Below are 13,263 nucleotides of genomic sequence, written 5' to 3' on the forward strand. Positions count from 1 at the left end.
CAAAGGAGAAGCGGTGATCCTAAATATTCTGGATTCTAATTTATGCACAATAAATTATTTGAGCGACTGGGGTTAATGTACAGGGCATCGAGTGCGGCTACGTCGCAACGTTATACAAGCACCGTGACTCATGATTTGGATTTACCGCGTTTGCTGCAAGGGAAAAAAGAGTGTTGGCGGTTGCCCAAGGCCATCAGTCAGCTTAAAAAGAAAAAAATCATTCTTACCGGTCCTGATGAAAATACTCAGGAATTGGAGCAGGAAGTTATCATGTTATGGACCGCCTTGCTTAATCAAGGTTATGAACTTTATGCTTACACAGAGACATTAATCCCAATAAGAACCCAGGCTGATTTAGTCCGATTATTGCCTCAAACCCTGTCTTCGTCCCCCCAAATGACGCAGCAATTGGCTGAGGCGAATATCAGTCGTGATGAAGCATTCGTGGCTAACCCTCGGCAAGTGGAGAAATTACGGCACTCCTTTCCCGGGGTGATATGGCAAAAAAGCACCAGTGATCCATGGTATCAATCAGTCAATGCCAGGGACATTAAACAGGCTTACGCGTTTCTGGATAAAAGCGAGCCTGTTCGCTTGATTATCGATTCGAAAGGCGATCTAAAGGAGTTGCTGAGTAAAGAAAACCAGCCCCTACTAAAGTCGATTCTCAAAGGCAATGCATTCATTTCATTTCAATACAATAACACCATCGACATTTTTCTGATGGAAGAGAGGGGACTGCTCCTCCCTATTAATGAATTAATCATCAACGAAACGAAACAGGGCCTGCCGTTTGATGAACTGTTAATCCTGATTAAATCCTGTCCCCATTTAAAATGTCTGACTTTTTCTGACTACCATTTCCAAAGCAATGAAATAGCCCAATTACTCAATGCCTGCCCGGAATTAACCGTTTTGAATTTTGGACAGTCCAATTTGGAAAGGGGGTTTACAAAGCAGCTCGAAAAGAATGCGCTAAAGAACTTGACTTATATTAATCTAAATTTGACGGGTATCGAGGAAGAGGACTACATTGGTTTAATCCATCACGCCCCGAATCTGACGGAATTATTCCCACCTTCTGTATCCCAAATGACCTCGCCTGAGGCAGTGGTCCACCAATTCAGCACCAGAACCGTAGCCAATCTTGCAGGTTACCAATCCAAATTAAAAAAAGGGAAGTTCATTCATTATCTGAATCATCCGGGTATGATGGAGTCGGATACCTTCGGATTGAAGTCCTTCACGCTATCACCCACCCTTTATTCGTTAACGGAAGACAGATGGCGCTTCGTGCTGCAGCGGATGCCGCAACTCGAACACCTGAAAATCAGTAATGATTTTAACCTCGGTGAGACTTTCTTTTCTGACTTGGGTGAATTTCCCAGTCTGACTCATCTCGAGGTTACACAGGGCAGTCGTATTGGACAAGGCTTGTCCAACAAGAGCATAGGACTGTTGCTTAGCCGCTGTCCTCAATTACGTTCGTTACGAATTGAATCCAGGGCAGTGATTCAGGACGTAATCGCCAGTTTACAATCAAAGGGGCTTAACAATCTCTTCTACCTCGATTTGGCAGGCCCGGTGAATGAGTCAGGGTTAGCTTCCCTGCTCAATTCGTCTTTGCAGTTAATGACGCTTACTGTGAAGCACATCAAATCGGAAAAGGAGGATTCTTCCTTTTATCTCAAACCGGAGAGTCTTGCATTATTGCGTAGATTGCATATTACCTGCGATGAAAACAGTAAACTGTTTATCCTTTTGCTCAATCAGGCTCGCCAATTAACCACATTACATTTCGAGCATGTCGTCGATTACCCTTTAGCCCACAGCACCGAGCTGGTGCAGAATGAGTTATTACAGCGGTTGTCTTTGCAGGGAGTTACCAATCAAAAAGACGCTTCGTTAGACATGTTTTTGCAAAAATTCCCCTCAATAGTCGAACTGGCATTAACCAATTGCAGTTTCGAGACTCAACATGGCTTTAAGGTTCCAGCACCGCCGGCATTGAAAAATCTAAGGGTATTGTTCATTGCAAAAACCTCTATCACCAATGAGGTGTTAGCTGCTATTTTAAACCGTTGTAAACAATTACAGGCCTTGTCCATTGATTCATCGTCGTCCAACCAGTTGACAGAAGACCTGCTTTTTATGCTGGATGCGGAAGCCTTAGACAGAGTTTATACCCGTTTTCCTCATTTAGTGAAAAACCTCGCCAAGAGCGAGGACTTACCCAATAGCGAGTATTCAACGAGTAGTCATCCAACAAGTGGTCAATCAACGAGTAGTCAATCCACGAGTGGTCATTCAACGAGTGGCAATTCAACGAGCAAGACTCATCTCAAGGGAAAAAAGACACCGTCGAAGGAAATTGACAAGAACACTGGCTTAAAAAACGTTGACGTCAGTACCTCCCAGGTGTTTTATTACAAACCAGACTCCAAATACCCCGCACCCGCTCATTACCGAAAACATGTCTTTCCAAAACTGCAGCGGAAAGGACAGGTTAAACTCGTCGAAGTCAATGATAAACAATTCAAGCCAGTGCAGGTTGACCGCGTTGACGATCTGAAGTCCGTGTATTTCAGTCAATACGAAACCAAGCTCACATATTATTTGGGCAAGCAAATTGTCTCAGGTGAAACAGCACTCACCTCATTAGGTCCTTATGATCGCCTGATTGGCTTTGAAACCAACCCAAAAATTGATGTTGAAATCGTGTATTGCGAGGAAGAAAATTTATATTACGTCAGGCCGAAGGATCCCTCAAAGCCGATTTTCACCGTGACCTATTTAATCCAGTCGGATTATTATTACGATATGGTGCGGCCAGCGCCTGCTCTGGATAAAGTCAATCCTGAGGATATTCTGGCACTGCAACAGGTAACCTTTGATGAAAACGGCGATTACCTCGACACGCCTGCGTTAAAAAAAATAAGATCCTATTCGTATGAGCAACGCCTCAATGTACTGACGGCCTTTTGCCAATTTGATCTTAACGATTTAAAGGGGGATACCAACAACAGCGTCGCGATCTTAAATAGCATTATTCATGAGCGCCAGGGAGCCTGCCGGCATAGAACCTGGGCCTTTATGGCTCTGGCAGACGTGCTGAATATCGAGGCACGGGCCATTTACAATGACTGCCATGCCTACATTGAAGTCAAAGAGCAGGACGACTGGCAGCGAGTGGATTTGGGAGGGGCGCCTGTCAATCAAAAAATTGAGACTTTAGAGACCAGCAAACCAAAATCCAGGGTTATGCCGGCTAAAGAACAGAATAATAACAATCCAGCCATCGTGCATAAAAAGGCAGCTTCTTTAGACAATAACAAATACAGGACCTGGGATACCCTACGCTCAACAGCGACCAACTACACCCACTATGCTGACGAGTTATTGAAAGCGGGCGCGCAGTTGCCGGATGGCCGCCAAACAATTTTATGCACCTTAAAATCAAGCCAGATCGAATCCGTTCATGCCGCCTTATACCAGCGTGTGATCGAGAAAAAAAATCGATGCTTTTACATTAACAGCCTCGATGACATCAGCGAATTCACCGGTGTAATCGATAATGCCACCGGTGACTATTATCGCGTCGACAGCCCGGTGATGCGCTTTGTTAAAGAAGCCAAGCCGGGTGATGTGTTGTGCATCAACTGGTCAAATTTTGAGGCACAGCATGTCGGTTACAACTCGATAATGGATAAAATAAGGACATTAAACGGGGTGAAGCTGCCGGAGGGGCTGACGGTGATTGGCTTGTTGCCCGAGGGACAGGCCATGGGGGAAGATTTTTACTCGCGCTTCCGTGTAAAAAGCCACTGTTCAGCGGCATTAAAGGGAGAACCCCCAACCCTTGCTGCCGTATCGACATTGACGAAGGAGCAGGAAAACTGGGCCAGGATCGATTTTTTTGGGGAGGACTGGGAGTCAGAATTAAAAGGTCAATTTCAAATCCAGGGTGAACGTTATCAATTTTTAGAATCGGAGCTGGTGGCGGCATTAAAAGGCAATAAACCGGGCCTCATCTTGAGAAATGCGCCCTGGCATGAGGAAGCGTTTCGGCTGTTTATGCGCGAAATCAACCTCAATCGCAAAATCACCATCAATGGGAAAGAGTATGCCATACCGGAGCAATTTCAGTTTATTCGCCTGGATGCCCCGTATGACTACGGTTTGGCAAAATACACAATCGAAGATAAAGCATCAAGCCGGCCTGTCAATCAGCAATGGGTATTGAATGCTTACAGTGTCAATCATTTGTTCAAACACTACCGTGTCGAAAAGGAAGGGCTGGTTGAATTACCGGGTCTGTTGACGGCCTTTAAAAATAAAACCTTACCGCTTCATGTCACGGACACGTTAACCAAAGAGCAGTGGGCCCGCATTATCATGAAAGCCGCCAAACAGAATACCTCCTTATACATCACCTGTTCTCCTGATGTGACCCTCCCTGATGAAATGAAGACTAACCAAACGCCTATTAAATTCAGTGTTGACGAGGAGAAGCCGGAGTACAAGTCCGCCGTCGTAGTGACCAATGACATTCATTTCGCCGAAAAGCAATTGGACTGGAAGGATCCGTTGGTGATTCCGGTCGATGAACACACAACCTATGCCGATCTCATCGAAAACATAGCGGTAAGTGACGGGGCAAATGGCAAAAAACGGTTTACCCATCAACTCGGTGCAATCCCCCGCCATGCCGAGCGCTCTATTGTTTTAAAAGGTCGTTTGTCGCCCGTTTTAGCGAGGCAGATTGAATCGTTGTTTTTACCCGATGGTTACATGATTCTGAATGGCGAACGAGTCAAAGCCCCAAAAAATAAACTGGTTTTGATTACCGATGATGTGAATCCATTTCCTGCAGCCAGAAGCAGTGAACTTCACTATACTCCGGAGGCGTACTGGCATGCTTTAAAGAAAGACTATCCAGAGGAGGTTCAGCGATTAATTCCCGTCTGTCGCGACTATCGCAAACTAAGCGGTGCGAAAGCGTTTGATTACATTCAATTGGCGACCATGCTTCGGTTTATGCAAACCCATCCTGAAAGTAATCCTTTGAAACAGATCCTGCGATTGGAAAAAACGTATCAGGTCAACCAAGCCTTTGCGGAAATGGCCTGGAGAAATCACTTTAAAAAAATAAAATCCGATTCCGGGCTCCCCATTATGGAGAAACGCCGGCAAAAACTGTTCTCTCATCTCAAGGTATCGCCCTATGTGTTTATTGTTGGATCCTCAGGCGTGGGGAAGACGACGTTTATACAACAGGAACTAATAAAAGCCCATGGAGAAGATTACGTACTGTTCACTGGAATAGATAAACTGAGCAGTTGGTTGCAATCTGACGAAGACCACAATTACCTGTTTATTGACGAAGCCAATTTGCTGGCCCCGGGGGCTTTGGATCGTTTCGAAGGGTTATTCAGCAATCCGCCTTCTGTGCTGGACGGTGATCTCAAGCTTGTGTCAAAAAAACACCATGTTATTTTCGCCGGTAATTTTGGCCATTTTTTCGATCGTGAGCGGCATCGCTTTCTTGCCGATCGAGGTCATGTGATTACATTTAAAGAATTACCGGATAGCTTTCTGACAACTCATATCATCGCGCCTGTGGTCAAGCCCCTGTTTAAAGACGATCAAACCCCGATTTTGACGGAAGTATTTTTAAAAGCGTACCACCAGGTGAATAGCCAATTGCCTGATAAGCACCCGGTGACTGCTCGAAACCTGCAGATGATGGTGTTGCGGGCATCACAATCTCAATTTAAAACCAGTGACCTGAAAACAGCGGCCTGCCTTGCAGTCTACGATGAAGTGAGCGGCATGATGCACCCAGGGCAGCGAAAAGAATTGCAAAAATGGTTTTTGAATCATTTTAGCGTCTCAGTGAAGCAAATCAAAACCGATTTAAAAAAGCAGACGGAATTTAAGAACGAAGCCTTTTTAATGACTAAAAAGCGCATGAATCCCCTACGCATACTCAATGATGCCTTCAATATCAGGGAAATCAAAAACAGCTTGACAGGACTTCAGGCGGTGGGAACGTGTGGACTGATTTTTGAAGCGGAAGCGGGTGAAGGCAAGAGCCGGATGGCCATGGAGTTTTTGAAGTCGAGAAACATCAGTCCAGCCAATCCTGATGGGGTCAACAGCAAAGACAATTATTATTATCTTACGCCGACTGATCCAGCGACTATGGAAAAGCAGTTGCTAAAGGCTTTCCACGAAGGGGCTGTCGTCGTGATTGATGAAATGAATTCCTTGCCCCTGGAGAGGGTGCTTAACGCCTTGCTTTCGGGTGTTGATCCAGACGGAAAACCGGCCGCAAACCCGGGTTTTTTTGTTATCGGCACACAAAACCCCATCCATTACGGCAAACGGCAGGCCTTGTCGGATGCGCTGCTTAATCGGTTTCAGAAAGTGAATCTCAAACCGTACTCAAAAGATGATTTGGTCTTAATCAAAAGTCTGCTTCTCGGGAGCAGTGAAAAGGCCATGCAGGAAGTGGATGAATTTTTAGCGGCAAGAGAGTATGCGCTGAAAGAAGGATTATCACCAGCGCCCACTCCCCGGGATTTATTCAGCTAAAGCGCGTCTCCTCCTTTAAGTCGCGGCCAACAGAACCATCAGCTTAACGATCCCGGGGGTATCGGTTTTATCCATACCAATTTGTTTGAGCGTCACCCTGTAATCGTTATTTAAAGCCCACAACCAGCGAAGAATGGCCGCATAAGGAACCTGTTCAAAACTGAGCTGGATATCGCCAACCCCGGTTTGTTCTAGCTGGTAGGGGAAGGGATTGAATGTCTTGTTGCTTAATTGCGAGGCGATGATGGACAATAATTTGCTGTTATCAATGGCCTTAGGGGATTGGTGCTGTCCGCCCTGCAACTTTATCCCCTGCATCCACATCAGGGTTTCGCTTTTTTCGTTCAACTGTTGTGTGCGGGTGCTGACCGCAGTCGTCAGGGGGGAATAAATGAATAAATAAAAGCCGTACACCATCACCGCCAGGGCGGCAATCACCACCATCCAGCGTTCGCGTTCGTTTAAATTCTGCCAGTAAGCAATCACAAAGTAAGCTCCAGGGTACTGACCACTTTGTCCTCAACCGTCGAGGCCTGATTTTGTTTTACTGACACTTTGTCGCTTTTCAGACGGTTTTGCAAGGCTTCAAGGCTTGCAAAGTCGCTGGTGGATAAGCTGACTTGCAGGGTCATATTCTGAAAACGCACTTGCTCAATCTGAAGGGTTGAGCCTTTTATTGCGGCCGCGAGCTTATTGAGCAACACAAAGAAGGGTTGCTCCTGGGTACCCTGGTTGCTTTTTAAATACTGGGTGATGCGAAAGCGCGGGCTGATCACTTGTTTTGCCTCTGGGAAAAACTGCCGGTAGATGACAGCAATCTGGCTGTCGATGGCCGCAATTTTAGTGTTTAATTCCTGAAGTTTAATCCAGTTGACGGCAATAAGGCTGGTCACCCAGAGGAGAACCATGGCGGCTGCAGCAATCAGCCAGTATTTCAGGCTGGTTTTGGCCGAGCCGTGTGTCAGAGGACCCTGAAGCAGATCAAAGGGTTTGTTTTGTAATAAACGCCCTGCCAACCACTCATGCGATTGTTTGTCAGCCGCGAGGGCCTCGGCAGGAATGTCCTCAGTCGGGGTATCAGTAAAAAAATAGATTTTTTGTTCGCTTGATTTAGGCAGAAGGTCTTGCAAATCCTTCGTCAATGCGCCGCGAAAATGGTCGCTGTGAATTAAGGAATACTCAGGTAGAATACAGGTTTCATGGGGGTTTAGGGCAAACCAGTCCACGGTCAAGGCGTCAAAGTCAATGCCGTTGCCCTTAAAATGCTGAATAATAGCGAGGAGGCAGGTTCTGTCGGTGACCACCACCAGATAACGGCCTTCGCTGTAGTAGTGCCGGTCAAAGGCAAAATGCAATTCATCGACGTTCTGCGCCAGTTGATCTTCCAGGGCATAAGGCAGGGCTGCTCTGGCTTTCTTATCGCCAAGCCAGGGCAATTGCACGGAATGGAAGGTAAACTGTGTCGCCTGAAGCACCACGACTGTTTTTGTGCCGCTTTGCAGTTGACGGATGTCTTCAAAACGGCGTTCAGCGCGGCTTTGTACAACCTGATTATCCTGGCCGATAACCAGACTGACACACCCTTCATCCGTTAATGATTCAGCAAAGAGAAATGTGGTAGCCACGCTAACATCCTTGTTTAATGATACGGCCTGTTGCCAGAAGGCAGCAGGCTTTGAGTATCCTGAATTTCTCAGGCATAGGCAAATTGTTTACCCTTTTGATTCGCTGTCCATTGTGCCTTTAGCTGTTGTGACAGCAAGTAAACGGCTAACGCGTATTGCGGACTGGAATTGTAACGGGTAATGACATAAAAATTGGGGTAGGCTAACCAATACTCCGGGCCGGCTTGCGTGGTTAATGCAATTAAGCCCGCTTTCTGCGGTTGATGAAGCGCGGCAGTCAGCGGTTTCACGCCGGCGGCAGCCAATTGCCTCATGCTGTAAACCGCACTGCGGTAATTGGTATTGATGCGTTTGACGCCATACCCATTGATTTTGGCTGGCTGCGCGATGCCCTGATTGTTTTTCCAGCCATGCTTGTGGAAATAATTGGCAATGCTCGCAATGACCGCCTGATCATCGTTCATTAAATCCTTTTTGGGATTGTTGGTGAAATCGGCGGCAAACGTACGGTAACTGCTGGGCATGAATTGCGGTTTGCCCATGGCACCGGCATAAGAACCCATGTACTGTGTTGGTTTCACGTGGTGTTCGCGGCATAACAGTAAAAATTCGCCCAGTTCCCTGGTAAAGAAACGTGAACGCTTGGGGTAGTTAAAGGCTAAGGTCGACAGGGCATCGATCACGCGGTAATTACCCTGATTTTTGCCGTAGAGGGTTTCTACGCCAATGATGGCAACAATGATGTTGGCGGGAACACCGTAGTGTTTTTCAGCTTTGGCCAGTATGGCCTGATTGGCTTTCCAGAATTCCAGGCCGCCCTGAAGACGCTGGGGAGTCAGGAAAAGTTGTTTGTAAACATCCCAGGTTTTTTTCTCATAGGGCTTTTCCATGGACTCAATAATTTGCGGCTGTAACTGCACTTCGCTCATCACGGCGGTCAGTTCCTGGCGGTTGAACTGGTGTTGTTTAACCATGGTATTGATGAAATTTTGAACATCTTTGCGTTGCGTAAACGCAGTATCGGCATGGGATAAGCCATGGGTTAAAAGAGCCAGGAGGGTAAGGCAGAAAGTAGCAAGTCGTCGCATGGGGCATCCCTTTAGTGTTTGATCAAAAAAGCCGATTGTAGTAAAAAATTAAAACAACAGCAAATCGAATGGGTCACTTTTGACTAAAAACAATCCTTTGTTCTGACCAGTACCGGTTATCCATTCTAAACTCACTGGATCATCGCTATTTTTACAGCATTTTGCAATCACAGCGATTTTTTCGTGATAAATTGAGGTATACCTGGCTTGAGAGACTTTCTGCCGGAAGATTATTGAGCTAAAATGCCCCCTTTTATAAACAGGTTTTTCACTTGAGCGACTTAACTCGAATCCGCAATTTCTCCATTATTGCCCATATTGACCATGGTAAATCCACATTGGCTGATCGCTTCATTCAACTCTGCGGCGGCTTAAGCGACCGGGAAATGGCGGATCAGGTGCTTGATTCCATGGACATTGAAAGGGAGCGCGGCATTACCATCAAGGCGCAAAGCGTCTCCTTAAATTACAAGGCCCGTGATGGCAAAACCTACCTGTTGAATTTTATTGACACCCCCGGGCATGTGGATTTCAGCTATGAAGTGTCCCGATCGCTGGCTGCCTGCGAAGGAGCCATTCTGGTTGTCGATGCGGCGCAGGGTGTGGAAGCCCAGACCGTGGCGGTCTGCTACACGGCCATTGATCAGGAGCTCGAAGTCCTGCCCGTGCTGAACAAGATTGATTTACCGCAGGCTGAACCCGAGCGGGTTATTGCTGAAATTGAAGACATCATTGGTCTTGAGGCACACGATGCCATTCGTGCCAGCGCGAAAAGCGGATTGGGTGTGGAGGATGTGCTTGAGGCCCTGGTGGCACGTATTCCGCCGCCTGAGGGTGAGATCGAAGCGCCCCTGCAGGCGTTGATCATTGATTCCTGGTTTGACAGTTATCTGGGGGTAGTGTCGCTGGTGCGTATTGTCAACGGGGCCATGCGCAAGGGTGACAAGATGAAAGTCATGTCCACGGGCCGGACTTATGAAATCGATCAGGTCGGTATTTTTACTCCCAAGCGCACCCGCCAGGAGGCGTTGCAGGCTGGCGAGGTGGGTTATGTGGTGGCCGGTATTAAAGACATTCAGGGCGCGCCAGTTGGTGATACCTTAACCCTTGAAAAAAATCCGGCCGCAGCGCCTCTGCCCGGGTTTCAACGCGTTAAGCCCCAGGTTTATGCCGGTCTGTTTCCTATCAGTGCCGATGATTTCGAAGCCTTTCGCGAAGCCTTGGCTAAATTAAGCCTCAATGATGCCTCACTGTTTTATGAACCCGAATCGTCAGAAGCCTTGGGATTCGGTTTTCGCTGCGGCTTTTTGGGCATGCTGCACATGGAAATCATCCAGGAGCGCCTGGAGAGGGAATACAACCTTGATTTGATTTCAACGGCACCCACCGTGGTGTATAAAGTCGTCACCACCAAGGGTGACACGGTGATGATCGATAATCCTTCCCAATTGCCGCCAACGCAGCAAATCAAACAAATGTTTGAACCGATTGTCCGCGCCAATATTCTGGTGCCGCAGGATTATCTGGGCCAGATCATTACCCTTTGCGTCGAGCGGCGCGGCGTGCAGGTTAACATGATGTACAGCGGCCGTCAGGTGTCGGTGACTTATGATTTGCCCATGAGTGAGGTGGTGTCTGACTTTTTTGACAAATTAAAATCCGTGAGCCGCGGTTATGCGTCGCTGGATTATAATTTCCTGCGTTTTGATGAGGCGGACATGGTCAAAATGGATGTCCTTATCAATAGCGAGAAGGTGGATGCGCTGGCGGTGATTGTCCACCGCGATGCGGCCTATAACCGCGGCAAGGCCCTGGTTGAAAAAATGCGTGAACTCATTCCGCGTCAGATGTTTGATGTCGCTATTCAGGCGGCTCTCGGCAATCACATCATTGCCCGCCAGACGGTGAAAGCCCTGCGCAAGAACGTAACGGCCAAATGTTATGGCGGTGACGTGAGCCGTAAGCGTAAACTGTTGGAGAAACAAAAGGCCGGTAAAAAGCGCATGAAACAGGTAGGCCATGTGGAAATTCCACAGGAAGCGTTCATGGCTGTGTTCCAGACCGACAGGAAAAAATAAATGAAGGCTGCAGTTGATTCTATAGGATAATCCAACATGAATTTTGCTTTATTATTAGTCATTTTATCTGCCGTATCCGGGTTTATCTATTTATTGGATATTCTATTTTGGGCAAAGAAACGGGAACCGGATGAGCAACCCGGAAAAATCATTGAGTATGCCCGCTCCTTTTTTCCCGTCTTTTTTATTGTGCTGCTTTTGCGATCGTTTTTAGTTGAGCCCTTCCGTATTCCTTCCGGTTCTTTGGAGCCCACGTTGCTGGTCGGTGATTTTCTGGCTGTAAATAAATTCGCCTACGGCCTGCGCTTGCCAGTCTGGGAAAAGAAAATTATCCCCATTGCCAACCCTAAAACCGGGGAAATCGCTGTCTTTCGCTGGCCGCCCAATCCGGGCTATGATTACATAAAGCGGGTTATTGGTGTGCCGGGCGATAAAATCAGTTATCGTAATAAGGTACTGTACATCAATGGTCAGGAGGCGAAACAGACATTCATCGAGTACACAACGGATGAGAGCTCTGGTAAGGCCGTGGCGCGCTACAGTGAGAATTTAAACGGTGTTGAGCATGCTATTTATGTTCGTCCTGATGTCCCGGCGTCGGATTTTGAAATTGAAGTACCGCCGGGTTATTATTTCATGATGGGCGATAATCGCGACGACAGTGCCGACAGCCGTTTCTGGGGATTTGTTGAAGACCAATACCTGCGCGGCAAAGCCTTTTTTGTGTGGATGAGCTGGAATGGTAAAACCGACAGCCTGCGTTGGTCTAAAATAGGGCGATTTATTCATTAATCAGGGAAGGAAATCAGGATGCGTAAACAACAGGGACTCACGTTAATCGGTATGTTGTTCACGGTTATTGTTGTTTGTATCGCCGGTCTGGTCATTATGCGGGTCGTTCCGGTCTACATTCAACATTTCGAGGTTAAACGCTCCATAAGTGCTCTTGAAAACATTGAGGCCGCGGAGTTCAGCACGGACACGGCGGCTAATGCGATGGTTTTGCGCAAGCGTCTGGCAAACCAATTTACCATCAATGGCCTGGATGACATCAAACTGGATGAGGTCAATATTGTTCCCGATGGCCAGGGCAATTTTAACATTAACGTCAAATACACGGTGATCCGACCGTTGTTTTATAATATCAGCCTGATGTTTAATTTTGACGAGACCAAAGAGGTTAATATTGGTAAAAAGTGATTTACAGCGCCTTTGCCGGCGCTTAGGTTATGAATTTAAAGGCATTCATCACTTAAAGCGGGCTTTAACCCACTGCAGCATGGGCAGTGAAAACAATGAGCGCTATGAGTTTCTGGGCGATTCCATTCTGAGTTTCATTATTGCTGATGCCTTGTTCCAATTATTTCCCGACTGCAGCGAAGGCAAGTTAAGCCGCCTTCGCGCTTTTCTGGTCAAAGGCGAAATGCTGGCTGAGATTGCCATGGAGCTTGAGCTTGGCGATTACCTTTATTTAGGGCAGGGCGAATTAAAAAGCGGTGGTTTCAGAAGGGCATCCACGTTAGCCGATGCCCTGGAAGCGTTAATCGCCGCGGTGTACCTTGATGGGGGTATTGACGCCAGTCGCCAGTTGATTCACCACCTGTTTAAAAGCCGCTTGCAGGACGAAAGTTTGCATGACAATTTAAAAGACGCAAAAACCTTATTGCAGGAGTACCTTCAATCGCAAAAAATGCCCCTTCCGGAATACCAGCTTGAGAAAACGGAAGGAGAAGAGCATGATCAGGTTTTTTATATTACCTGCAAAGTGCAGGGAGTGAAGGCGGCGACCCAGGGCGTTGGCGCAAGCCGCCGGAAAGCCGAGCAGATTGCAGCCCGATTATTGCTACAACAGTTAAAAAACAAGCCCTGATTCAG

The 13,263-nt window shown here is 47.1% G+C and carries 8 protein-coding genes; 5 read left to right on the plus strand and 3 right to left on the minus strand.

What is annotated here, in order from left to right; all coding sequences use genetic code 11:
* The first annotated feature begins 42 nt into the window (after positions 1-42).
* Complete coding sequence (locus GH742_RS05145; protein WP_203456389.1) at positions 43-6,597, plus strand: hypothetical protein; 6,555 nt, start codon at positions 43-45, stop codon at positions 6,595-6,597.
* A gap of 15 nt (positions 6,598-6,612) precedes the next feature.
* Here the strand turns inward: GH742_RS05145 and gspM are convergent, their stop codons facing one another.
* From gspM to mltB, 3 genes are all read right to left on the minus strand, one after another.
* The gene (gspM, locus tag GH742_RS05150) at positions 6,613-7,083 is read right to left on the minus strand and encodes a type II secretion system protein GspM (protein ID WP_203456390.1); all 471 of its coding nucleotides are present in this window, start codon (positions 7,081-7,083) and stop codon (positions 6,613-6,615) included.
* Positions 7,080-8,222, minus strand: a complete 1,143-nt coding sequence (gspL, locus tag GH742_RS05155) for a type II secretion system protein GspL (protein ID WP_203456391.1) — start codon at positions 8,220-8,222, stop codon at positions 7,080-7,082. Before gspL ends, gspM begins: the two co-directional genes overlap by 4 nt.
* Positions 8,223-8,290: 68 nt before the next feature.
* A complete protein-coding gene (mltB, locus tag GH742_RS05160; protein WP_203456392.1) occupies positions 8,291-9,310 on the minus strand; it encodes a lytic murein transglycosylase B in 1,020 nt (339 codons plus the stop codon).
* Positions 9,311-9,582: 272 nt separating this feature from the next.
* Between mltB and lepA the strand changes: the two genes are divergently transcribed.
* Genes lepA through rnc form a run of 4 tightly spaced genes read left to right on the plus strand, consistent with a single transcriptional unit; the run spans position 9,583 to position 13,258 of the window.
* A complete protein-coding gene (lepA, locus tag GH742_RS05165) occupies positions 9,583-11,388 on the plus strand; it encodes a translation elongation factor 4 (RefSeq protein ID WP_203456393.1) in 1,806 nt (601 codons plus the stop codon).
* A gap of 36 nt (positions 11,389-11,424) precedes the next feature.
* Entirely contained in the window at positions 11,425-12,180 is a 756-nt protein-coding gene (gene lepB / locus GH742_RS05170) for a signal peptidase I (protein ID WP_203456394.1), read from the plus strand.
* Positions 12,181-12,198: 18 nt separating this feature from the next.
* Positions 12,199-12,588, plus strand: a complete 390-nt coding sequence (locus tag GH742_RS05175) for a DUF4845 domain-containing protein (protein WP_203456395.1) — start codon at positions 12,199-12,201, stop codon at positions 12,586-12,588.
* Positions 12,572-13,258 carry a ribonuclease III gene (gene rnc, locus GH742_RS05180; RefSeq protein WP_203456856.1) on the plus strand — a complete coding sequence of 229 codons (687 nt, stop codon included), beginning with the start codon at positions 12,572-12,574 and terminating at the stop codon, positions 13,256-13,258. The genes GH742_RS05175 and rnc overlap by 17 nt, the downstream gene beginning before the upstream one ends.
* The last annotated feature ends 5 nt before the right edge of the window (positions 13,259-13,263 follow it).

The organism is Legionella sp. MW5194 (assembly GCF_016864235.1).
Lineage (GTDB): Bacteria > Pseudomonadota > Gammaproteobacteria > Legionellales > Legionellaceae > Legionella_C.